The organism is Streptomyces scabichelini, assembly GCF_011045015.1.
Classification (GTDB): domain Bacteria; phylum Actinomycetota; class Actinomycetes; order Streptomycetales; family Streptomycetaceae; genus Streptomyces; species Streptomyces scabichelini.
This window is the reverse complement of the sequence record NZ_JAAKZY010000011.1, coordinates 43,389-66,228: the sequence shown is the minus strand read 5'-3', so window position 1 is coordinate 66,228 and position 22,840 is coordinate 43,389. Positions and strand designations below refer to the sequence as shown.

The following is a 22,840-nucleotide window of genomic DNA, read 5'->3' as shown; positions in this document are numbered from 1 at the left end:
ATGCACGGGATCCGCGGCAGGCTCGCGGCTCTGCTCCTGGCGGTCGCGGCCGTCGTGGCGGGGACGATGGCGCCCGCCGAGGCCGGTCAGCAGGACGATCGGCGCGGCTGGACGGGGACCTGGGCGACCGCGCCGAGCGAGCACTACGACGTCTCGGGGATGTCCGAGGTGACGGTACGGATGCCGGTCCACACCAGCGTCGGCGGTTCATCCGTACGCATCCGCCTGACCAACGCCTACGCCACCGACCCGGTGACCATCGGGCACGCGACCGTGGGGCTGCGCGATGGCGGCTCCGCCGTGGCGCGCCCGTACGACCTGCGGTTCGGCGGGAAGCGCGCGGTCACCATCCCGGCGGGCGGCCAGGCCGTCAGCGATCCGGTGGGACTCTCCGTACCGGCCCTGGCCGACCTCGTGGTCAGCCTCCATCTGCCCGGCCAGGTCACGCACATCACCGATCACTGGTGGGCGCAGCAGACCGTGTACTGGACGGACTACGGGGCGGGTGACCACGCCGCCGACACCGCCGGTGACGCCTTCACCTGGACCACCACCAGCTGGCCGTTCCTCAGCGGCGTCGATGTGACCGCGCCGAAAGCCCGGTCGGTGGTGGCGCTCGGCGACTCGATCACCGACGGGTCCTTCTCGACGGCCGACACCAACCAGCGCTGGCCCGACCTGCTGTCCGCCCGCCTCAACGCCTGCCTGCCCGGCGCCGGGGTGCTCAACGCGGGCATCACCAGCAACCGGATCACCGCCGGGACCGCGACCAACCCCTCGGCCCTGGACCGCCTCGAACGCGACGTGCTCTCCCAGCCGGGAGCCAGGACCCTGATCCTCTTCGAGGGCATCAACGATCTCGGCGGGGCCAGTGCCGAGCAGATCATCGCCGGGATGACGGAGATCGCCGACCGGGCGCACCAGCGCGGGATGCGGGTCGTCGGCGCCACGATCACGCCGTACAAGGACTTCACCTGGGGCGGCTGGAGCGAGGAGACGGAGGCCCGGCGGCAGCAGGTCAACGAGTTCGTCCGGGACTCCGGCGGGGTCTTCGACGACTACGCCGACTTCGACCGGGCGGTACGGGACCCGGCGGACCCGCGGCGGCTGGGTGCGGCGTACGACTCCGGTGACCACCTCCACCCCAACGACGCCGGGATGAAGGCCTTCGCCGACTCCATCGACCTCGCCGCGCTCGGGCTCGGCCGCGGCTGTTCCTGAGGAGGACCCGTGCTTGGACATCTACGTGGACATCGACCTGGACACCTGCGTGGACGCCGAAGATGCGCCACCCTGACCGCGACCGTGGTGGCCGTCCTGGCGGCCCTGCTCCCGGCGACTTCGGCCGAGGCCGGGGCCAAGCCGGGGGAGTGGACCGGGACTTGGGCGACCGCGCAGCACGCCTCGTACGACCCGGGCACCTCGGAGGTGACGGTTCGGATACCGGTGCGGGTGAGCGCGGGCGGGTCGAGCGTACGGATTCGGCTGACCAACGGGTTCACCGCCGAGCCGGTGACGATCGGGCACGCCACCGTGGGGCGACGTGACGGCGGCTCCGGCGTCGCGAAACCATACGAGCTGCGGTTCGGCGGCGAGGACGAGGTGACGATCGCCGCCGGAGAGCAGGCGGTGAGCGATGCCGTCCGGGTTCCCGTGCCGGCCCGCAGCGAACTGGTCGTCAGCCTGTACTTCCCCGGCCGGCTCACCCACATCAGCCAGCACTGGATGGGTCTCCAGACCGTCTACTGGACACCCGACGGGGGCGGCGACCACGCCTCGGACGCCGACGGGGACGCCTTCACCAGAACCGACTCCACCTTCCCGTTCCTGACCGGTGTCGACGTACAGGGCGGTGACACGGCGGGCGCGGTGGTGGCGCTCGGCGACTCCATAACCGACGGGGCGTCCTCCACGGCGAACGCCAACCGGCGCTGGCCGGACTATCTGGCGGGGCGGCTGTCGGCCTGTTCGTCCACAGCCGGAGTGCTGAACGAGGGCATCAGCGGCAACCGGATCACGGCCGGCGTCGACGGCAACCCGTCGGCGCTGGACCGGCTGGAACGCGACGTGCTGTCGCAGCCGGGCGCCCGCACGGTGGTCCTGTTCGAGGGCGTCAACGACCTCAGCTGGGGCGGTGCCACCGGCGATCAGGTGATCGACGGCATGAAGGAGATCGGGCGCCGTGTCCATGCCCGCGGGCTGCGCCTGATCGGCGCGACCGTCGTCCCGTATCGCGGCTGGGGCGACTGGTGGACCGAGGCGAAGGAGGCCGACCGGCAGAAGGTCAACACGTTCGTGCGCGACTCCGGTGGCGTCTTCGACGACTACGCCGACTTCGACAAGGCGGTACGGGACCCGGACGACCCCACCCGGTACGGCGCCGCGTTCGACTCCGGTGACCATCTGCATCCCAACGACACCGGGATGAAGGCGTTCGCCGACGCCGTCGACCTCGCCACCCTCGGGGCGGCCCGCGACTGCCCGTCGGCGCGCGTCCGGCTCACCCCGTACCGGCCGACCCTGCAAGCGGGCGGTGACGGTACGGAGATCACCTCGACCGTCACCAACACCGGTCCCACGGCGGTCACTCAGGTCAGCACTCGCCTCGCGCTCCCCGACGGCTGGTCCGCCGAACCGGCCGGCAGCGTACGGATACGCTCCCTCGCCCCGGGCGACAGCGCCACCGCCACCTGGACGGTGACCCCGGCGGCCGACGCGGCCTGGGGTACCCACGAGATCGGCGTACGCACCTCCTTCGTCCAGGACGGCCGGACACGCCACGACTCCGACAGCGTGGACGCGACGGTGACTCCCGTTCCGTCCGAGGTGCGGGCGCCGTACCGGACGACCGCCACCACCACCGAAGAGGCCCAATACGCGCAGAACGGCGACCAGTTCGCCATCTGGGCGGGCGGCCAGGACCTGTCGGGCTGGAAGGACGAGAAGGCGGCGGTCTACCTCGCCGACGCCGCGCCGCCGTCCGGCACGGTGACCGCCCGCGTCGTCGGTCAGACCGGCAGCGGCCCCTCCGCCAAGGCCGGGATCGCCGTCGCCAACGACCTCACCGCGCCCGAGGCGGGCGGCTACGCGGTGCTCACCATGTCCGCGCAGTACGGCCTGGAGTTCCTGACCGACAGCGACGGTGACGGCCGCCTGGACACCTGGGCAGGCGGCGGCTCCTCCTACCACCCCGCCTGGCTGAAGCTCGTCCGCGATGGCACCGCCTACACCGCGTACGCCAGCCCCGACGGCACCGCCTGGCAGCAGGTCGCCACCGCCACCGTGCCGTCCGCGACCGGCACCGGCGACGCCGGAATGGTCGCGAGCGCCGTCAACCTCAACTACCCCGGCCAGACCACGACAGCACTCTTCGACTCCTTCTCCATCCACCAGTGAGAGGCACGTTCATGGCAGTCGACCGCAGACACTTCATGACCACCGCGGCCGCCCTCGGCGGGGCGGTGCTGCTCGCCCCGCCCGGCACCGCCCAGGCCCTCGCCCGAGGTGTGGCGCCCGGCGCCGCGGGCATTCCCGACTACCAGCCCACCAAGGCGTCCCTCGACACCCATCCCGTGCCGCGCTGGTACAAGGACGCCAAGTTCGGCATCTTCGTCCACTGGGGCGTCTACTCGGTGATCGCCGGCGCGACGCCGAGAAGCGCCTCCGAGTGGTACCTCTGGTACCAGAGCACCAAGGACACCGCCGAGTGGAAGTACCACCGCGACACCTACGGCGAAGACGTCACCTACGACGACCTCATCCCGCAGTTCAAGGCCGAGAAGTACGACCCCGACGCCTGGGTGAAGCTGTTCGAGCAGGCCGGCGCCGAGTACTTCGCGCTGACCAGCAAGCACCACGACGGATTCGCCCTCTACCCCAGCAAGGTGACGGACCGTCACTCAGTGGCGTACGGCCCGAAGCGCGACCTCGTCGGTGAGCTGATGACCGCGGCCCGCAAGCGCGGCACCGTGCGCCCGGGCCTGTACTACTCGCTCGGCGAGTACTTCAACCCGGCGATCGGCCGGCCGATGCGCAACTTCTACACCGACAAGGAAATCCCGATGACCGGCTACAAGCCGGTCGACGACTACATAGGCGACTACGAGCTCAAGCAGCTCTACGAGATCATCGACCGCTACGACCCGGAGCTGCTGTGGGCGGACGGACAGTGGTTCCGGCCCACCGGCGAACCGCCGTGGCGCAGCGAAGAACCCCTGGCCCACTACTACAACCAGGCCAAGAACCGTAAGTACCCCAAGGGTGTCGTGATCAACGACCGGTTCGACACCCACTTCGACTTCGCGACGTACGAGCAGCGCACCAATCCCACGATGGATCCGCAGAAGTGGGAGTGCTGCATGACCATGGGCTACTCCTGGGGCTACAACAAGCACGAGCCGGACGAGGACTACAAGACCTCCGAGTTCCTGATCCAGCTGCTCGCCGACGTGGTCAGCAAGAACGGCAACCTGCTGCTCAACATCGGTCCCAGGCCGGACGGCACGATCCCCGAGATCATGCAGGAGCGGCTGCGGGACATCGGCGCCTGGCTGAAGGTCAACGGCCCGGCGATCTACGGGTCGACGCCCTGGGTGCGGGCGGAGGAGGAGGGCAGCTCGCTCGGCATCCGCTACACCGTCTCCCCGGGCAAGTTCAACATCATCGTGCTGGGCGCGCCCAGCGGCACCCTCTCGGTGCCCGGCGACATCCCCATCAGCGCCACGTCCCGGATCCGGCTGCTCGGCACGAGCGGCAGTCTGAGGTGGACCCGCGGTGACGGAAAGATCAACATCACCGTCCCGTCCTCGCTGCCCAGCGACATCGCCAATGTCTTCACCGTCGACTGGGCCCGGTGACCGGCATGGGAATCAGTAACGGTACGCAGTTCGACACCCTGGGGCCCACGCTCACCGTCACCACGGAACCCGCCGAGCCGGCGAGCGGTGACACGGTCACCGCCACCGCGGTCCTCACCAACGACTGCCCCTTCCCGCTCCGCAACGCCGTGCTCCACCTGATCAACCCCGGCGCCACCACGGCGGCGAAGACCATCCCGCTCGGCGACCTGCGGCTGGGCGCGAAGACAACCCGGCGCTGGGAGACGGCGATGCCGGCCGATGTGGCCGGGAACGTGTCGTTCACCGCGCACGTGGTCTTCGACGTCGACGGGCGCAGCAGCGACTGCGCGCGGTCCGCGAAGACGGTCACCGTGCCGTACGAGCCCAATGAGGTGCGGGACCCGTACCGGACGTTCGCCACCACCGACGACGCCAAGTTCGGCCAGTACGGCAGCCAGTTGGTGATCTGGGCGGGCGGCCGCGACTTCTCCGGCGGCACCGACGAGAAGGGCGGCATCCTCCTTCCCGGCTCCGCCGCCGAGGCGAGCGTGGTGCAGGTCAAAACGGTCAGCCTCACCGGCAGCGACAACCCCACCGCCAAGTACGGGATCGCGGTCGCCAACGACCTGACCGCCCCGGAGAAGGGCGGCTACGCCGTACTCACGATGTCGAAGTCGTTCGGCCTGGAGTTCATGACCGACAGCGACGGAAACGGGCGGCTCGACACCTGGGCCGGTGGCGGCGGCTCCACCCACCCGGCCTGGCTGCGCCTGGTCCGCGACGGCACCACGTACACCGCGTACTCCAGCGTCAACAACGGCCTTTCCTGGAGCGAGGTCGCGAGCGCGAACGTCCCCTCCGCGAGCGGCGCCCTGGACGCCGGCGTGGTGGCGAGCGCCGTGAACCTCAACTACCCCGGCACCACCGTGCAGGCCGTGTTCGACCACTTCTCAGTGGAGTAGAGATGACAACCCATAGCCTCGCCCAGGCCGCCTACCGCTCCGAACAGGACTTCCTCCCGCCGCCCGTCTCCCTCACCATCACCCCGGCCACCCCCGGTCCTGGCCAGGTCGTGACCCTGACCGCCACCCTCAAGAACACCACCGGCATCACCCTGCGCGGCACCGTTCTCTACCTCGCCGTGAGCGACATCGAGGAGTCGGACAACCTGGGCGACATCGCGCCCGGACGGTCGGTCACCCGAACCTGGAAGACCCGGCTCCCCGACGACGCCGAGGGGGTGGTCCCCTGCATCGCGCACGCGCTCTTCGACGTGCACGAGGACGGATCCGACTGCACCCGCGCCACCTCGCGGCTGCTGTTGCCGTACAGGTCGCTGGCCAGTGCCTTCGACAACGCCGGCATCTCCTCCGACGACGCCACCACCACCGCCGACATCGACGGCTCGCGTTCCAGCCTGTCCGCCCAGGCGCTGGCCTCGGTCGGACTGACTCCCGGGGCCTCGGTCACCTACGGCGGGACGACCTTCACCTGGCCGGAAACCAAGCCCGGGGCCAAGGACAACGTGGTGTCCTCCGGGCAGACCGTGCGGCTGTCCGGCACCGGCTCGCGGCTGGCCTTCCTCGGCACCTCCACCTGGGGCGACGGCAAGGGGCCCGGGAAGGTCGTGTACGCGGACGGCACGGAGCAGGCCTTCTCCGTCGACGTCCCCGACTGGTACTGGGCGAACCCCGCGGCCGCGGTGGTACTGCCGTACCGCAACACCCCCTCGGGCCAGGACAGGAACCCGGTCAGCCTCTACACCTTCGGCGTCGACCTGGAGGACAAGGAACTGCACTCCGTCGTGCTGCCGAAGGTCAGCGACGGCCTGCCGAGCGGTGGACCCGCTCTGCACATCTTCGCGATGACCGTCGCCTGAACCGAGCCGCGGTGCGGTGCGGTGCGGTGCGACCGCATCGCACCGCGGCTCGGAAGATCCGAAAAGTTTTGGAAGGACGCTCATGACAGGCAATCAACCCCTCAGCCGCAGACGTCTGCTGACCGGAGCTGCCGCGTTCGGCTCAGTGGTGCTGCTGACGCCGCAGCCGGGCGCCCACGCCGCACCCGCGGCTGCGGACCAGGACGCGAAGCCGTTCGACACGACCCCCGCATCGGTCGCGCTGCAACGGCTGCTGCCCGACCACCACCGGCAGGTGACGCTGCGCGCGCTGAGCGCCGGCAGCGCCGACCGGTTCAAGGTCACCGGCCGGGCCGGGGCGATCACCGTGGAAGGCACCAGCCCGGCGGTGCTGCTCACCGGCCTCAACACCTATCTCGCGCGGGCGGCGAAGGCCGACATCTCCTGGAACGGCGAACAGCTGAACCTCCCCAGGCTGCTGCCCGCCCCCGACGGGGAGATCACCGGATCGGCGAACGTGCCGCACCGGTTCGCGCTCAACGACACCAACGACGGCTACACCGGCCCCTACCGGGACTGGGACGCGTGGGAGCGCGAGCTGGACGTGCTCGCGCTGCACGGCATCAACAGGGTGCTTGTCTACACCGGCGGCGACGCCGTCTACTACGACACCTTCCGGCAGTTCGGCTACTCCGACGCCGAGATGCGGGCGTGGATTCCGGCACCGGCCCACCAGCCGTGGTGGCTGCTGCAGAACATGTCGGGGTTCGGCGGTCCGGTGTCCAAGCAACTCATCGAGAGGCGTGCCGATCTCGCCCGGAAGATCACCGACCGGGTGCGCGAACTGGGCATGACACCGGTGCTGCCCGGTTACTTCGGCACCGTGCCGGACGACTTCGTCGCCAAACACGGCGGGGACGCGGCCGTGGTCCCCCAGGGCGACTGGGGTGCCTTCAAGCGACCCGACTGGCTCGACCCGCGGACGACGGCCTTCGACGAGGTGTCCGCCGCCTTCTACCGGGCCCAGTCGGAGCGCTTCGGCGACAGCACGATGTACAAGATGGACCTGCTGCACGAGGGCGGCAACCCCGGTGACGTGCCGGTGGACGAGGCGGCGGCAGCCGTCGAAGGGGCGCTGCAGAAAGCTCACCCGGGCGCGATCTGGGCCATTCTGGGCTGGCAGTCCAACCCGTCCAAGGCGCTGCTCGACGGGGTCGACAAGTCCCGGATGCTGATCGTGGACGGCCTGTCCGACCGCTACACCAGCGTCACGGACCGGGAGAGCGACTGGGGCGGCACCCCGTACGCCTTCGGCAGCATCTGGAACTTCGGCGGCCACACGCCGATGGGCGCCAACGCCCCGGACTGGGTGGAGCAGTACCCCAAGTGGCGTGACAAGAAGGGCAGTGCGCTCGCCGGGATCGCGGCGATGCCGGAGGCCGCCGACAACAACGCGCCCGCGCTCGCGCTCCTCACCGACCTGGCGTGGACACCCGGCACCATCGACCTCGACGACTGGTTCGCCGCGTACGCCACCTCCCGCTACGGCGGCAAGGACCCGCACGCGCTCGCCGCCTGGCAGACGATCCGCGAGACCGCGTACGGCATGACCCGGAAGGACGCGTGGAGCGAGGCCCCCGACGGGCTGTTCGGCGCGCGCCCGAGCCTGACGGCGAACAAGGCCGCATCCTGGGGCCCCGAAGCCGACCGCTACGACACCACCGCTTTTGACACCGCCCTCACCGAACTCCTCCTGGTGTCACAGGAGTTGCGCGACAGCAGTGCCTACCGCTATGACCTGACCGACATCGCGCGCCAGACCCTCTCCAACCGGACCCGCGTACTGCTGCCCCAGATCAAGGCGGCGTACGAGACCGGAAACGCGCCCCTCTTCGGGAAGCTGACCCGCACCTGGCTGGACTGGATGCGGCTCATGGACACCCTGCTCGCCGCCTCACCCCAGCACCTGCTCGGCCGGTGGCTGGCCGATGCCCGCTCCTGGGGTGCGAGCGTCGCCGAGAAGGACCGGCTGGAGTACGACGCGCGGTCGATCCTCACCACGTGGGGCGACCGGGCGAGCGCCGACGAGGGCCTGCACGACTACGCCAACCGCGAGTGGTCCGGGCTGCTGTCCGGGCTCTACCACAAGCGCTGGTCGGCGTACTTCGACGAGCTGACCGCCGCGCTGACCGACGACCGCGAGCCGCGTGCCATCGACTGGTACGAGATCGAGGACGCCTGGAACCGCAGCCACGGCACTTTCCCGACGACGCCCAAGGGCGATGCGTACCGGCTGGCCCGGGAGGCACGCAGGATTCTGGCCGCCGACCCGTACTGCGTGCGGCTCAGCGCCACCGCCGACCACGGCGCGGTGTCGCCCGACCGTCCCGTCACGGTCTCCGTGTCCTTCACCAACCGCAACGGGTTCGCCCCGGCGACGGATGTGACCCTCTCCGCCGCACCGCCCAAGGGCCTGACCGCCACACCGCTCGGCCCGGTGACCGCCGCTTCCGTCGCGCCCGGCGAGAGCTTCACCGCGTCCTACCGCATCGGCCTCACCGGCGCCGCGGACACGCTGGTCACCCGGATTCCGGTCGGCGCGTCCGGCAGGGCGGCCGCCTCCGTACGCCTGCTCGCGGGCACCGGAGTCCAGGAGCCGTACCGGACCGCCGACTTCAACGACGCGGTCTTCGGGCAGCTGGGCGAACAACTCGCCGTCGAAGGCGGCGGCGCCGATCTGTGGGGCGCCACGCAGGAGTTCGGCGCGATCTACCTGCCGGGCGTGTACGGTACGTCGTCCACGGCCACGGTGAGAGTCAACTCCCAGGATGCGACGGGTCCTTGGGCCCGCGCCGGACTGATCGTCCGCAACGACCTCGCGGCGCAAGGGAGTTCAGGTCTCGTCAATCTCGCGGTGACCCCGTCCAACGGATGCGTGCTGTCCTGGTCCTCGGGTGAGGACGGGCGGATCGACCGCATCGAGACGGCCGGTTCCACCAGTGCGCCGCTCATGCTGCGGCTGACCCGGTCGGAAGCGGCGTACACCGGCGCCTACAGCACCGACGGCACGACCTGGACCACCGTGGGCACCGCCACCCCCGGCGCGGCGGCGGCAGCCCAGGACGTGGGCGTCTTCATGACCGCGGCCCACGGCGGCCAAGGCACCCGCGGCATCGTCGAGTTCGGACAACTCACAGTGAAATGACCGGAGTTGGCCTCACAACACGCCCGCCCGCGTCAGCGCAGCGTGTCGGCCCAGTTCGCCGGGACCCGGCCCACGGGTCCTGGCGCGGGCTGGTCCGCCGGGTGGCTGAGCGGCGGAGCGAGTTCCGGCCCGGACTCGTACACCTCCGAGGTCTCGTAGTTCCAGAACCAGCCCTCACCCGGTTCGAAACTGCGGACGACGGGATGGCCCGTGGCCCGGTGGTGGGCCGTGGCGTGCTTCGCGGGGGAGCTGTCGCAGCAGCCGATGTGGCCGCACTGGGCGCACCGCCGCAGATGGAACCACCAGCCGCCGGCGGCATCGCACTCCACACATCCGGTGCCGCTCGGCGGCACCTCGGGGTCGATTCCGGCCGGAGTGGTCATGACGCCTCCTGAGGGGTCTCGGGATCCGCGGCGGTGGCGAGATTCGCGGGGGTGTCCGGGTCAGCGGCCGTGAGCGGGAGGAAGACCTGGAAACGGGTGTCGCCGGGTACGGAGTGCACCTCCAGATGCCCGTGGTGCTTGTTCACCACGATGCGCCAGGAGATGTCCAGACCGAGACCGGTGCCCTCGCCCACGGGTTTCGTGGTGAAGAACGGATCGAAGATGCGGCCACGGATCTCCTCCGGCACCCCGGGCCCCGTGTCGCGGAACTCGACGAGCAGCTGCTCCCGTTCGAGAGCCGTCCGCACGGTCAGCGTGCCCTCGCCACCGTTGCTGCTCATCGCGGAGACCGCGTTGTCGACGATGTTCGTCCACACCTGGTTCAACTCGCCCGGGTAGGCGGGGATCCTGGGCAGCGTACGGTCGTACTCCTTGACCACCTTGATGCCGGAGCCGATCTTCCCGCCGAGCATCATCAGCGTGCTGTCCAGCAGTTCATGCACGTCGGCGACCTGGTAGGGCGCCCGGTCGAGCTGGGAGTACTGCTTGGCCGCGTTCACGAGGTTCGAGACACGGGTCGTGGAGTCCGCGATCTCGTTCATGAGGAGCTCGGTCTCGACGGTGTAGTTGAGCCACCCCACGGCCCCCGGCAGCATGTCCTGGTCCACGACTGCCGCGACCTGCTCCAGCCAGTCGGTGTCGAGCCCGGCCTGCACGAACGTCGGCGCGATCTGCCAGCCGCCCTCGATGCCGTGATCGTCGAGCCAGTCGGTGAGCGCGTCCTCGCGGTCGGAGGCTTCGAGAGGACTCAGGACCGGTGCCTTGGCGACCTGTTCGGCCGTGGCCTCCTGGAGCTCGATCAGCGTCTTCAACGCCTCACGCTGGTACGGACCCGCGGCGATGACACTGAGCTTGTGCCGCATGTGCGCGACCCGGTCCCGCAGCGCCGAGGTGGCCCGCACCGCGGCCGCCGCCGGATTGTTGAGCTCGTGCGTCAGCCCCGCGGACAGCGAGCCGAGCGCCAGCAGCCGCTCGCGCTGGTTGATGGTCCGCTGGGTGTTCTGGCTGCCGAAGAACATCCCTTCCAGCAGATGCACCGCCATGGGGAACCAGTCCCGCAGGACCGCGGCGAACGTCTCGGCGGGCAGGATGAAGAACCGCGAGGGCTCGGTGACCCGCAGGGAACCCTTGTAGTGCGCCTGATCCGTTGTGGACAGATAGGCCTGCATGGAACCCGCGTACACCCCGCGCTGGGACGTGCGGCTGATCTCCACGTCGTCGGCGCCGACCCGGCGCGACATCACGACCGTGCCTTCGAGGAGCACGAAGAAGCAGGTGGCGGGCTCGCCCTCCTGGTACACGTAACCGGGCTCGAACTTCTCCACCCGGCCCTCCCGGCACAGCCGCGCCAGCTGCTCCGCGTCCAGCTTCTCGAACAGGAACAGTGTGCCGAGCTCAGCCTCGTCGCACGGCATCGGCTGCCCGCTCATGACTGCTCCAGATACCGGTGGACGAGCATCACGGCCATGGCTCCCTCTCCGACGGCGGAGGCGACACGCTTGGCGGACTCGGCGCGCGCGTCGCCCGCCACGAACACACCGGGCACATTCGTCTCCAGGTGGTACGGCGGCCGGTCCAGCTCCCAGTCCGTCGGCGGCCGCCCGTCGTCGGTCAGGTCGGGGCCGGCGATGATGAACCCGCGTTCGTCCCTGAGCACCGTGCCGTCCAGCCAGTCCGTCAGCGGTGCCGCGCCGATGAACACGAACATCCACTGCGCGTCGACGAACTCGGTGTGCCCGCTCGCCGTGTCCCGCAGCGTGAGCTGCTCCAGATGGTCCGAGCCGTGCACCGCCTCGACGACCGTGCCCGTACGGACGTTGATGTTCGGCGCGCTCTCGATCTGCTGGATCAGATAGTGGGACATCGACGCGGACAGCGAGGAGCCGCGCACCAGCAGCGTGACCGACTTGGCGCCCCTGGCCAGGTGCATCGCGGCCTGCCCGGCGGAGTTCGCGCCGCCGACGATATACACGTCCTGCCCCTGGCACGCGGCCGCCTCGGTCAGCGCCGACCCGTAGAACACGCCGCATCCGGTCAGGTCGTCCGCTCCGGGCGCCTCCAGCTGCCGGTACGACACACCGGTCGCCAGGATCACGCAGTGCGCCGCGACCGCGGAGCCGTCGGAGAACCGCACGGTACGCGCCGCGCCGTTGACCTCCAGTCCGGTCACCTCGCGCGCGGTCAGGATCTCGGCACCGAACTTCGTCGCCTGACGCCGTGCCCGGTCGGTCAGCTGGGCTCCGGACACGCCGTCCGGGAAACCCAGGTAGTTCTCGATGCGCGAGCTCTGCCCCGCCTGCCCACCGGTGGCCGAGCGTTCCACGAGCACGGTCCGCAGCCCCTCCGAAGCGCCGTAGACGGCGGCGCCCAGCCCCGCGGGACCGCCGCCGATGACGACGAGGTCGTAGAAGTCCGCTGTCGGCGTCGTGGCCAGCCCGACCTGGGCCGCGAGGTCGGCGTCCTCGGGCTCGACGAGCACAGCCCCGTCCGCGGTGACCACGAGTGGCAGCCGCTGCTCGTCCGCCCCCGCGCAGGCCAGCAGCCGGCGGCCCTCCGGCTCGTCCGACGAGTACCAGCGGTACGGCACCTGGTTGCGGGCCAGGAACTCCCGTACGTCCGAGGAACGCGCCGACCAGCGGTGCCCGACGACCTTCGTGATCGGAACCGCCCGGTGATCGGTGGCCCGCCAGGTGTCCAGGAGGTCGTCCAGGACGGGATAGAGCTTCTCCTCCGGCGGATCCCAGGGCTTGAGGAGGTAGTGGTCGAGGTCGACGACGTTGATCGCGTCGATGGCCGCGTTCGTGTCCGCGTACGCCGTCAGCAGCACCCGGCGCGCGCCCGGGTACACGTCCAGGGCCTGCTCCAGGAACTCGATCCCGTTCATCTGCGGCATGCGGTAGTCCGCCAGGATCACCGCCACGAGATCACCGCGCAGCTTCAGCTCGCGCAGCGCGTCCAGAGCGCTCTCCCCGGACTCCGCGCGCACGATCCGGTACGACTCGCCGTAACGACGCCGCAGGTCGCGGGCCACGGCACGTGATACCCCCGGGTCGTCGTCCACGGTGAGGATGACGGTCCGGTTTGCGTCGGTGCCCTGTGCCATACGTCTCCCACCCCGAGCGATCGGCGTCCTGGCGCGGCCTCGTCCCGGCACCGCCCAGCGCATGCCCCATCGTATGTTCGATCGCCCCGCTTCGCTCCGGAATCGGGGTGTACCGGCCCACTCCGGACGAGCGCGACAGGCGCGACAGGAACGGGCCCCGTCGCCCGCGCGGCGACGGAGCCCGTTGACAGTGAGTGGTGCATTGGAGCGCTGGATCAGGCCGTGTGCGTGGTGTGCGGAATCAGGCCGTGTGCAGCCTGAGGCCGTAGCGGTTGAGGATCTCGTTCACGGGCTGGTACCAGGTCTGGCCGCCCCCGCTGCAGTTGCCGTTGCCGCCTGAAGTGACCCCTTGGGCCTGGTCTCCGCTGATGTACGAGCCGCCGGAGTCGCCCGGTTCGGCGCAGACGCTGGTCCTGGTCATCTGATGCACCGCGCCCTGGCTGTAGTTGACGGTCTCGTTCTTGCCGAGCACGGTGCCGCAGTGCCAGTGCGTGGTCGAGCCCGACCGGCAGATGGAGGCCCCGACAGGTGCCTCGGCCGAGCCGCGGACGAGCTGGTCGGAGACGGTGCCCCAGCCGAGCACGACGGGCACCGTCCACCAGCCGCTGCCGACGTTGACCCAGGCGTAGTCGTTCTCCGGGAACGACGACCCCTGGAAATTGCCTATGTAGGACCGGTCCCAGCCGCTGACGCCGGCTCCGGCCCGGCCGCAGTGCCCGGCGGTGACGAAGCCGCCGTGCACCGAGAACCCGATGGAACAGCGGACGTTGCCCGTGTAGTAGGGGTCGCCGCCGACCGTCCCTGCGGCGAAGGTCCGAGGCGCCTCGGCGGTCTCCTCGACGGTGACGGGTCCTGCCGCACGGGCCCGCCCGACGAACTCCTGGACATCGTTGTCAGCACGCTGCGCGCCGACGACACTCACGACGACCGCGCTCGTCCTGGGATCCACGTGCCAGCCGCTGACGCCGTCCGGCGCGGGCAGTTTGTCGATGCGCGCCTTGACCGCGTCGAGCCGGCGCGCACTGTGCTCGACGGTACGGACGTTCGCGCCGGTCTCTCGTACGGCGTCGGCGGTGGTGCCGGGGGCGTCGGCCGTCACGGCGACGGTCAGCCTGCCGCTCTTGGCGTCGAACCAGGAACCGCCGTACGCCGCTCCCGCGGCACGCCGCGCCTTCGCTTCGACGGCTGCCGCCGTCTTCTCGTCCGCGAGCCGCGCCTCGGCCTGGGACTTGGTCAGGCCCAGATCCCGTTGCATGGCGGAGAGGATCGCGGCGGAGGCCGGGGCGTCGGAGGAACGGTTCGATCGGGGGACGTCGGTGGCGTCGGTGGCAGCGGCGGGCAGAGCGCCCGCGCCGGCCCACGTGCCGAGAAGGAGGAGTGTGGCCAGGCCGGTGCGCATGGCTGTGGTGCGTCTCAAGGCAGTAGCCCTTCGTTGTTCCAGCAAGGTGGGGGTGGAACAGCAGAACTGTGAGAGCGCTCTCAGTGCATGGCGGGGCAGAGCCTAGCCGGTGATCATGAACAGGTCCATGCCAATGACGTACGTGCTCGATGATGTGCGTAAGTGATGGAGCGGCGGTCGGGGACCGCCCGGTGCGCGCCGGCTGTTGTCGTCACTCGGCCGGCAGGGCGAACCACCGCAGATGTACGGGCCGTGCCCCGGGCGCTGCGTCTTCTGGGCCCCGGGCGAAACGGGCCAGTAGTTCCAGGTAGGCGTCGTGGAAGGCGTCGACCTCCTCCTTGGTGAGATGGCTGAGACTCCGTGAGCCGCGCATCCACCCGCTCGAACCGGCCTCTTCCGCGAGGTAGCGCCGGGCCAGCTCGATGTCCTCCTCCATCCGCATCCGGTCGAGGGTGCCCATGATCGCCCGCTCGCCATCGGTCAACTCGTCCTGCGGTGGCCTGCGTACGTCCAGCCCCCGCACCGCTCGCCACCAGCGCTCGCGGCCACTGGGATGCTCGGGGGCGTCTTCGATGAACCCGCCTCGCTCCAGTCGGCGCAGGTGGTAGCTGAGGGTGCCGGTGTTCTCGCCGAGGGCGGCGGCGAGGGTCGTCGAGGTCGCCGGTCCGTGGATGCCGAGGTGACGCAGGATCTTCAGCCGCAGCGGATGAGCGAGAGCCTTCAGGGCCGCGGGGTCGCTGACGGTCCGGCGCTCCCGGCCCGGCTCGCCCGGCTCGAGGACTTCCTTCGATTCGCTCATGACAGCAGCGTACAGCCATTGCTCTGCAGCCCTTCCTCTGCAGAGAAAAGTCTGCAATGCTGGAAGTCGCCAGTCACTCAGCCCTTCCCTTCCATCTGGAGGCCGCCATGCTTCGTCACGCCCGTACCGCACGCTCGGCCCGACGCCTCGCCCTGTCGTTGGCCACATTGGCCGTCGTCGGGACGAGCACCGCGACAGCCTCGGCCGAGGCGAGTGCCCCCACGGCCGAAGCCAGACCCGCCACGACCCGGGAGTTCGACTTCGGCGCCTGTCCGTCCCTCTCCGAACTCCCCGCGGGAGCCGATCCCGGGGCCTGGCGCTGCGAAGCCATGAACGCCGTCGGGCATCTCACCCTCGGCCGCATCGACCAGCCGCTCGGCAAGGCCCTGACGATCACCTTCGCCGAAGGCACGGTGAACGGCGAATTCCATCAGGTCTTCGGCGAGATGAGGGCCGCTCCGGTACGGATCCGGGGTACGGCCCTGACGATCACGCCGCGGTACGCGGGCCACTCCGACTTCCAGTCGAACGACGAGCGGCGCGGAGAGCTGGACCTGAAGTTCCGGCTCTCAGGCCCCGCGGTACCGCCCGGCTGCTCCATAGGCACGGATGCGGCCCCGGTCCGTCTCGTACTCAAGGAGACCGAAGCGCCGACCGTCGTGTCGCCTGATCCGTTGGTCGTCTCCTTCGGTGTGGAGGACAAGCGGTTCGCGGGCCCGACGACGTCGGGCTGTGGCCGCCTCGGACCGGTGCTCGACGCGGCTCTCCGATTGCCGTCCCCGGGCGGCGCGAACGGCATCGACCTCGACGCCCGGGTGGCCTTCCGTTCCTACAGCGAGGGTGAGTGACCTTCAGCCGGCCGGATCGGCACACCGGCTCAGGAGGCGCCTGCCCGGTGGTCTCCCGTGACCGCGGGTGTCTTCTCCAGTGGGAAGTGGCATGCCGCCGCGTGGGGTGACGCGCCGAGCGACGGCACGGGGACGACGACCGGCTTCGGTACGGGGACGACCTCGGCGCATACGTCCTCCGCACGCCAGCAGCGGGTCCTGAACCGGCAGCCGGACGGTGGGTCGGCCGGTGACGGGATCTCGCCGCTGAGCAGGATGCGCTCTCTCTTCGTCCCGGGCCCGGCGGCCAGGGACGGGGCCGCCGACAGGAGAGCCGCCGTATAGGGGTGGCGCGGCCGCTCGAAGACCTCTTCCGCCGGGCCCGTTTCCACGATCCTGCCCAGGTACATCACGGCAACGCGGTCCGCGACGTGCCGCACCACGGACAGGTCGTGCGAGATGAACACGTACGACAGTCCCAGCTCGTCCCGAAGATCGCACAGGAGGTTGAGCACCTGCGCCTGTACCGACAGATCCAGCGCGGAGACGGGTTCGTCGCAGACGATGACATCCGGCTCCAGTGCCAGGGCGCGGGCGATCCCGATCCGCTGCCGTTGCCCTCCGGAGAACTCCTGGGGGTAGCGGCGCGCGTCGGACGCGCGCAGCCCGACCATCTCCAGCAGCTCGCCCACGCGCGCCGCGCGCTTCGCGGCGGGCACGAGGTCGCGGTGGGTGCGCCAGGGCTCGCTGATCAGATCCGCCGCGCACAGCCGGGGGTTGAGCGAGCCGAACGGGTCCTGGAAGACCATCTGCACCTTGCGGCGCCAGGCGAGCAGTTTCGCACCCGACAGGGAGAACGGGTCCACTCCCTCGAACCGTACGGTGCCGTCGTCGGGACGCTCCAGCATCAGCAGAATCCTGGCCAGCGTGGACTTGCCGCAGCCGGACTCGCCGACGAGGCCGAGGGTTTCTCCGCGTCCCAGGCTGAGGTCCACACCGTCGACCGCGCGCAGTCTGGTGCTGCCCTTCGCGGTGCGCGGCACCGCGAAGCTCTTGGCCAGGCCCGTGGCCTGCAGCAGTGTTCCGGGCTCAGGCCGCTCAGGCCGCTCAGGCCGCTCGAGCTGCTCAGGCATCGGCAAGCTCCTTCCCGAAGTGGCAGGCGGACGCTCGGTCGACTCCGGTACCGGAACCGGTACTGGCCAGCGTCGGCCGGTGGGTGGCGCACAGGTCGCGGGCCATCGGGCAGCGCGTACGGAAGGCGCAGCCGGAGGGCACGGCGCGTGGGTCGGGCGGGGCTCCGGGGATGGAGCTCAGCCGGGAGCCCTTGAGCTGCTCGGCCGGCACCGACTCCAACAGCCCTCGGGTGTAAGGGTGGTTGGGCTTGCCGAACACTTCGGCCACAGGGCCGGTCTCCACGACCGTACCCGCGTACATGACGGCGACCCGGTCCGCATGCTCGGCGACGAGCCCGAGGTCGTGCGTGATCAGGACCAGAGCCATCTGCTGTTCGCTCCGCAACTCCCGCAGGAGATCCATGATCTGGGCCTGCACGGTCACGTCCAGTGCCGTGGTGGGCTCGTCGGCGAGCAGTACCTTCGGGCGCAGCGCGACCGCCATCGCGATCAGCAGACGCTGGCGCATGCCTCCGGAGAACTGGTGCGGGTACGCGTCCGCTCGTGAGCGTGCCTCCGGGATGCCGACGCGTTCCATCAGCTCCACCGCCTTGGCCCGCGCCGCGCGCCGGGACGCCCTCTCGTGGATGCGGAACGGTTCGGCGAGCTGCGCTCCGACGGTCTGGACGGGGTTCAGCGCGCTCAACGCGTCCTGGAAGACGATGGCCAGCCCCGGCCCGGCGAGCCGACGCCTGGCCCGCGCTCCGAGCCCCAGCATGTCCTCGCCGTCCAGCCGAGCCTGCCCGCCCACGACTTCGGCGGCGGGATCGAGCAGGCCCGCGACAGCATGGGCGGTCATGCTCTTGCCGCACCCTGACTCACCCAGCAGCGCCAGCGTTTCGCCGGAGCGCACGGCGAAGCTCACGCCGTGTACGACGGGGACGGGCCCGGAGGGGGTACGAATGTCGACCGACAGGCCGTCAACGACCAGGGTTTCGGGGCGCGTTGGGGACGGAGCGGTGGAGGTGCGTTCACCCTTTGCCCCTTGGGTGGTGGGGATCGGCCGGGCTGTCGTCGCTGGGGCGGTCGCGGACGATTCGGCTGTAGTCCCTGGGACGGCCGCGGGCGGCTCGTTCGCCGGCTTCGGGACGGACACGGACCGCTCGGTCGCCGGGCCGCGCCGCATGCCAGTGCCCCCGGCGGTGGACGGCCGGAGGCGCCGCAGGCGTCGGCCGCTGTGGCGCAGACCCTGGCGCCAGCGCTGGCCCGGGTCGGTCGAGAGGCGGGCCCAGGCGGCGAGGACGGTTGCCGACACCGTCGTGATGACGATGGCGAGGCCGGGGAAGACCGCGATCCACCACGCGCTCTGCAGCTCCTGCCGCCCCTGCGCCACCATCAGGCCCCAGCTCACGTCAGGCGGCTGGATGCCGATTCCCAGGAAGCTCAGCGAGGACTCGGTCAGCATCACGAAGCAGAAGTCGAGCGCGGCGACGGTGAGCAACGTGGGCAGCACCGTGGGAGCGACATGGCGTCGGATGGTCGCCCAGCTGCTGGTGCCGAAGGTGCGGGCCGCGTCCATGAACAGCCGGCTGCGCAGTTCGGCGGACTCCGCCCGCGCGGTGCGCAGGTATACGGGGATCCGGGCGACCGCCAGCACCAGGACGATGTTCGCGATGCTCGGCGAGAACACGTACAGCACGACCACGGCCAGCAGAAGCGAAGGGAAACTGAGGATCACGTCGGCGATCCGCAGGGACACGTTCTCGCGCCAGCCTCCGTGATAGCCCGCCCACATGCCCCAGACCGAGCCGACGGCGAGTGAGCACACGACGGCGGGTACGGCCACGGACAGGGTGGTCCCGGCCGCGGCTATCAGCCGGGCGGCGACGGGGCGGCCGAGGGAGTCGCTGCCGAGTACGTAGGCCCAGCCCTGGTCGAGGCTGAAGGGCGGCCGACTGGGATCGCGCAGGTTCTGACGCGTCGCCAGGTCTCCGATGAGGAGGGGGCCGAGTACGGCGCCCAACGCGACGGCGACCAGCACCAGGGCCGCCGCGCAGGCGAACCGGTCCTGGAGCAGCAGGGCGAGCCACTTCCGACGGGCCGTCGGCGTCGACGGGTCGGTCACGGGACTCGGGTCTGTGTCTGTATCCCTGTCCCTGTCCCTGTTCGTGTCCGTGTTCGTGTCCTTCGGGGTCATGTCGTCCTTCTGGAGCATGTCACCTCCTTGACTCACGCCGTCGCCGCCTGCAGCCGGACCCGCGGGTCGAGGAGCGCGTGACAGATGTCCACCAGGATGTTGAGCGCGAAGATCACCAGAGCCGTCAGCAGCACCGCGGCCTGAAGGACCGCGAAATCACGCTGCAGAACCGAGTCGATCATGAGCTTGCCGATACCGGGCCAGCCGAAGATGGTCTCGACGACGACGGCTCCGTTGACCAGCCCGACGGCGAGGTCACCCGCGACGGTGAGCGCCGGTGCGGCCGCGTTGCGCAGGGCGTGCCCGAAGACCACCCGTCCCTCGTGTGCCCCTTTGCTGCGCGCCACCTTGACGTACGGGGCGGAAAGCGCGGAGACCATGGCGCCGCGCACCACCTGGACCAGCACTCCGAACGGACGGATGAGCAGAGTGGCCACGGGAAGCACCCACGCCGCCGCGCCGTTCGTGCCGGAGGTGGGAAGCCAGCCGAGCGTCACGGCGAAGACGAGTACGCCCATGATGGCGAACCAGAAGTCGGGGACGCTGGCGGCCGTCGAGGACAGGAAGCTCGCGACCCGGTCGGTAGCCGAGTTGGGCCGGTACGCCGCCAGGCTGCCGATCACCACGGCGCCCAGGATGGCGAGCAGCATCGTCCACCCGGCCAGCTGAAGGGTGGCGGGAAAGGCCCGCAGTACCGCCTCGCTCGCCGGCTGGGCGGTACGCAGCGATTCACCGAAGTCCAGCTGGGCGACCTGGCCCAGATAGTCGCCGAACTGGGTGAACAGCGGGTCGTCGAGACCGTTGCGGGCGGCGAACTCGGCCCTCATCTCGGGCGTCGCGCTGAGCGGAAGGTACAGGTTGGCGGGGTCCCCGGTGAGGCGGGCCAGGAAGAACACTCCGAGGACCACGACCAGCAGAGGGATGACGCTGGAGACCGCGCGTCGGCGCAGCATGCTGTACATCGGTCCGCTCCTCCCTCAGTCCGCGCGGCGCATGTCGGCGAGCCGCATCTCGTCATTGGTGGCCGAGTTCGGCCGGTATCGGACGTTCGAGGAGAGCGCCAGGATGCCGGTCATGTTGGCCATGACGGCATCCCGTACGACCTCGTCGTTCTGGTGGGCGAACGTGTCGGCGAACGCCTTCTGCCGCGCGTCGCCCGAGGCGAGCTGGGCCTCCGTGATCAACGCGTCCAGTCCGGGGGTGCCGTAACTGCTCTGTGCGCCCTTGCTGCCGTAGATCTGACCCATGGTGAACGCGGCGTCCCCCGCCTGGTTGCCGTGCTGTGCCTGGAGGAGGGTGGGGCCGATGTCCTTGGGGAAGGGCCGCAGCAGGTACTCCAGCCAGGCGTTGACGTCGAGCATCTTGATCTCGACCTTCAGACCGGCCTTGAGCAGGCCGTCCTGCACCACCTCCATCGCCTCGGCGGCTTTCGGGTAGATGCCGTTGCGGCCGATGATGGTGATGGTCCTGTCGGTCGGGACGCCGTCGGCGCGGGCCTGGGCGACGAGCTTCTTGGCGCGTTCGGGGTCGTACGGCCACGGTCGGACCCGTGGGTTGTGTCCGGTGACGCCCTTCGCGACGAGCTGGCCGCTGGGCCGGCCCGCGAAGACCGCTGTGACCAGTCCTTCCCTGTCGATGGCGTGGTTGATGGCCCGGCGGATCCGGAGGTCGTCGAGGGGCGGCTTGGCGGCGTCCATCCGTAGGAACGAGACCTCGTTGGTGGCGAACTCGACGGCCCGGTCGCCCGCCCCGTCCTCGGGAGCGAGCCCGATCGCGACATCCGCCTCGTCGTTGGTCACCATGGCCGCGCGCACGCCGCCCTCCGCCCGCCAGACGTACTTGGCCGCGGCGTAGTCGGGGGCCTTGCCCCAGTAGCCGGGGAAGCGCTTCAGGCGAAGGAAGCGGCCCTGGCTCCATTCGTCGATCCGGTAGGGACCCGTACCGACCGGCTCGCGCACCCTGGCACCGGGGTTGGTGGTGGTCGGCACGATCTCGACGAAGGACAGGCGCAGCGGGAGGATCGGGTCCGGCTTCGCCGTTCTGACCTCAAGTGTTGTGTCGTCCACCGGCGTTGCGGTGACCTCGCTGTCCGTGAAGATGTAGCCGTCGACATTGCAGTCGATGTCCGAATCCGTGGCCCGCTTGATCGAGAACGCGGCTGCTTCGGCGGTGAAGGGCGTGCCGTCATGGAAGGTGACGCCCTCGCGGAGAGTGAAGGTCCACGAAGTGGGAGACGTACGCGTCCACTTGGTGGCCAGCGCCTGCTCCAGCTCCCCGGTGGACGGCTCGCGCTCCGTCAGCGCCTCCGTGATGTTGGCGCGCGTCACCCGGCCCGTCGCGGTGAGCGAGGCATCGCAGGGCTCAAGGGTCGGCGGCTCCTCGGGCAGGACGACGCGCAGCGTGTCCGGGCCCTCGCCGATGGGGTCCGCGCCGGCCACCGAGCATCCGGAGACGGCGAGCACAACGCATAAGGAAACGCATAAGGACGTGAACGCGCCCGCCGCGCGCCCGCGGCGAAGACGGGCGGTCGAACGGATACGCACCAAGCCTGGGCCGGTCACTGATCCTCCGTGCTGTTCGAGCTACGTCCACAAGAGGAAACGGAGTTTAGATATGTGGACGCGACATTATTAGGTCGACTGTGTTGAACGCGTCAAGGTCTGTGCGGCAAGAGACTGAACAGCCTTGCGTTCGCCGGCACGCCGACCTGAAGCCCCGAGCCGGGGCTGCCGGCGGACCCGATCCAGGTCGTGCGTGCACTCCCGTGTCCACCGGGCGCCGGGCACCGGGGCATCTCCGGCCACAGTGCCTCGTAACAAGTGCGCCACTTCCGGACCTGTCGCTCGAATGCCGACCGGATATCGACTCGGGCATGGCAGGCTCTGCGTGTCCGTGGACCTGCGGACGCGTCCCGCAGTCGACCGAAGCAGCACACCATGGCACTGACCATCCCGAACTCGCACCACCCGCGCATACCCGCTGACAACGTTGCCTTCGATGCCGTCACCGACATCACCAAGGCACTCCGAGACCTCCTCGCCCGCTGAGTGAACAGCACC

16 protein-coding genes are annotated in these 22,840 nt (G+C 70.1%); 7 read left to right on the top strand and 9 right to left on the bottom strand.

Annotated elements, in window-relative coordinates; all coding sequences use genetic code 11:
- The 6 genes from G5C60_RS05860 to G5C60_RS05835 all read left to right on the top strand — a co-directional run bounded on the left by G5C60_RS05860 (nt 1) and on the right by G5C60_RS05835 (nt 9,901).
- Complete coding sequence (locus tag G5C60_RS05860) at nt 1–1,221, top strand: SGNH/GDSL hydrolase family protein (protein WP_165255204.1); 1,221 nt, start codon at nt 1–3, stop codon at nt 1,219–1,221.
- 84 nt (nt 1,222–1,305) lie between these two features.
- Nucleotides 1,306–3,396 carry a GDSL-type esterase/lipase family protein gene (locus G5C60_RS05855; RefSeq protein ID WP_338145706.1) on the top strand — a complete coding sequence of 697 codons (2,091 nt, stop codon included), beginning with the start codon at nt 1,306–1,308 and terminating at the stop codon, nt 3,394–3,396.
- 11 nt (nt 3,397–3,407) lie between these two features.
- Entirely contained in the window at nt 3,408–4,856 is a 1,449-nt protein-coding gene (locus G5C60_RS05850; RefSeq protein WP_165255202.1) for an alpha-L-fucosidase, read from the top strand.
- A 5-nt stretch (nt 4,857–4,861) separates the two neighbouring features.
- A complete protein-coding gene (locus G5C60_RS05845; protein ID WP_165255200.1) occupies nt 4,862–5,800 on the top strand; it encodes a hypothetical protein in 939 nt (312 codons plus the stop codon).
- 2 nt (nt 5,801–5,802) lie between these two features.
- Nucleotides 5,803–6,717, top strand: coding sequence for a beta-glucosidase (locus tag G5C60_RS05840; protein ID WP_165255197.1), 915 nt, complete (start codon nt 5,803–5,805; stop codon nt 6,715–6,717).
- Nucleotides 6,718–6,799: 82 nt separating this feature from the next.
- A complete protein-coding gene (locus tag G5C60_RS05835; RefSeq protein WP_165255195.1) occupies nt 6,800–9,901 on the top strand; it encodes an alpha-N-acetylglucosaminidase in 3,102 nt (1,033 codons plus the stop codon).
- A 32-nt stretch (nt 9,902–9,933) separates the two neighbouring features.
- Here the strand turns inward: G5C60_RS05835 and G5C60_RS05830 are convergent, their stop codons facing one another.
- The 5 genes from G5C60_RS05830 to G5C60_RS05810 all read right to left on the bottom strand — a co-directional run bounded on the left by G5C60_RS05830 (nt 9,934) and on the right by G5C60_RS05810 (nt 15,645).
- Nucleotides 9,934–10,284 (bottom strand): UBP-type zinc finger domain-containing protein, encoded by a 351-nt coding sequence (locus tag G5C60_RS05830; protein ID WP_165255193.1) that lies wholly within the window; start codon nt 10,282–10,284, stop codon nt 9,934–9,936.
- On the bottom strand, nt 10,281–11,774 hold the full coding sequence (locus G5C60_RS05825) for an ATP-binding protein (protein ID WP_165255191.1): 1,494 nt from the start codon (nt 11,772–11,774) through the stop codon (nt 10,281–10,283). Before G5C60_RS05825 ends, G5C60_RS05830 begins: the two co-directional genes overlap by 4 nt.
- The gene (locus tag G5C60_RS05820) at nt 11,771–13,447 is read right to left on the bottom strand and encodes an NAD(P)/FAD-dependent oxidoreductase (RefSeq protein ID WP_165255188.1); all 1,677 of its coding nucleotides are present in this window, start codon (nt 13,445–13,447) and stop codon (nt 11,771–11,773) included. The genes G5C60_RS05825 and G5C60_RS05820 overlap by 4 nt, the downstream gene beginning before the upstream one ends.
- 241 nt (nt 13,448–13,688) lie before the next feature.
- Entirely contained in the window at nt 13,689–14,846 is a 1,158-nt protein-coding gene (locus tag G5C60_RS05815) for a S1 family peptidase (protein ID WP_165255266.1), read from the bottom strand.
- A 211-nt stretch (nt 14,847–15,057) separates the two neighbouring features.
- The gene (locus tag G5C60_RS05810; RefSeq protein ID WP_165255186.1) at nt 15,058–15,645 is read right to left on the bottom strand and encodes an ArsR/SmtB family transcription factor; all 588 of its coding nucleotides are present in this window, start codon (nt 15,643–15,645) and stop codon (nt 15,058–15,060) included.
- Between the two features lie 107 nt (nt 15,646–15,752).
- On the opposite strand from G5C60_RS05810, the gene G5C60_RS05805 reads away from it, so the two are divergent.
- Nucleotides 15,753–16,493, top strand: coding sequence for a hypothetical protein (locus tag G5C60_RS05805; RefSeq protein WP_165255183.1), 741 nt, complete (start codon nt 15,753–15,755; stop codon nt 16,491–16,493).
- Nucleotides 16,494–16,522: 29 nt separating this feature from the next.
- On the opposite strand, the gene G5C60_RS05800 is transcribed toward G5C60_RS05805, so the two are convergent.
- From G5C60_RS05800 to G5C60_RS05780, 4 genes are read right to left on the bottom strand one after another with little or no spacing between them, the layout of a single operon-like run.
- Entirely contained in the window at nt 16,523–17,605 is a 1,083-nt protein-coding gene (locus G5C60_RS05800; protein ID WP_165255181.1) for an ABC transporter ATP-binding protein, read from the bottom strand.
- Nucleotides 17,598–19,799: a dipeptide/oligopeptide/nickel ABC transporter permease/ATP-binding protein gene (locus tag G5C60_RS51595; protein WP_241266532.1), complete on the bottom strand. Its 2,202-nt coding sequence runs from the start codon at nt 19,797–19,799 to the stop codon at nt 17,598–17,600. The genes G5C60_RS05800 and G5C60_RS51595 overlap by 8 nt, the downstream gene beginning before the upstream one ends.
- Nucleotides 19,800–19,813: 14 nt before the next feature.
- Complete coding sequence (locus G5C60_RS05785) at nt 19,814–20,743, bottom strand: ABC transporter permease (protein ID WP_165255178.1); 930 nt, start codon at nt 20,741–20,743, stop codon at nt 19,814–19,816.
- A gap of 15 nt (nt 20,744–20,758) precedes the next feature.
- Nucleotides 20,759–22,243: an ABC transporter substrate-binding protein gene (locus tag G5C60_RS05780; RefSeq protein ID WP_338145705.1), complete on the bottom strand. Its 1,485-nt coding sequence runs from the start codon at nt 22,241–22,243 to the stop codon at nt 20,759–20,761.
- Nucleotides 22,244–22,840 lie beyond the last annotated feature (597 nt).

Excerpts from the sequence above, each read along its gene's own strand:
- G5C60_RS05860 (WP_165255204.1), top strand. The coding sequence starts at position 1 with ATGCACGGGATCCGCGGCAGGCTCGCGGCTCTGCTCCTGGCGGTCGCG.
- G5C60_RS05850 (WP_165255202.1), top strand. The coding sequence starts at position 3,408 with ATGGCAGTCGACCGCAGACACTTCATGACCACCGCGGCCGCCCTCGGC.
- G5C60_RS05845 (WP_165255200.1), top strand. The coding sequence starts at position 4,862 with ATGGGAATCAGTAACGGTACGCAGTTCGACACCCTGGGGCCCACGCTC.
- G5C60_RS05840 (WP_165255197.1), top strand. The coding sequence starts at position 5,803 with ATGACAACCCATAGCCTCGCCCAGGCCGCCTACCGCTCCGAACAGGAC.
- G5C60_RS05835 (WP_165255195.1), top strand. The coding sequence starts at position 6,800 with ATGACAGGCAATCAACCCCTCAGCCGCAGACGTCTGCTGACCGGAGCT.
- G5C60_RS05830 (WP_165255193.1), bottom strand. The coding sequence starts at position 10,284 with ATGACCACTCCGGCCGGAATCGACCCCGAGGTGCCGCCGAGCGGCACC.
- G5C60_RS05825 (WP_165255191.1), bottom strand. The coding sequence starts at position 11,774 with ATGAGCGGGCAGCCGATGCCGTGCGACGAGGCTGAGCTCGGCACACTG.
- G5C60_RS05820 (WP_165255188.1), bottom strand. The coding sequence starts at position 13,447 with ATGGCACAGGGCACCGACGCAAACCGGACCGTCATCCTCACCGTGGAC.
- G5C60_RS05815 (WP_165255266.1), bottom strand. The coding sequence starts at position 14,846 with ATGCGCACCGGCCTGGCCACACTCCTCCTTCTCGGCACGTGGGCCGGC.
- G5C60_RS05810 (WP_165255186.1), bottom strand. The coding sequence starts at position 15,645 with ATGAGCGAATCGAAGGAAGTCCTCGAGCCGGGCGAGCCGGGCCGGGAG.
- G5C60_RS05805 (WP_165255183.1), top strand. The coding sequence starts at position 15,753 with ATGCTTCGTCACGCCCGTACCGCACGCTCGGCCCGACGCCTCGCCCTG.
- G5C60_RS05800 (WP_165255181.1), bottom strand. The coding sequence starts at position 17,605 with ATGCCTGAGCAGCTCGAGCGGCCTGAGCGGCCTGAGCGGCCTGAGCCC.
- G5C60_RS51595 (WP_241266532.1), bottom strand. The coding sequence starts at position 19,799 with ATGCTCCAGAAGGACGACATGACCCCGAAGGACACGAACACGGACACG.
- G5C60_RS05785 (WP_165255178.1), bottom strand. The coding sequence starts at position 20,743 with ATGTACAGCATGCTGCGCCGACGCGCGGTCTCCAGCGTCATCCCTCTG.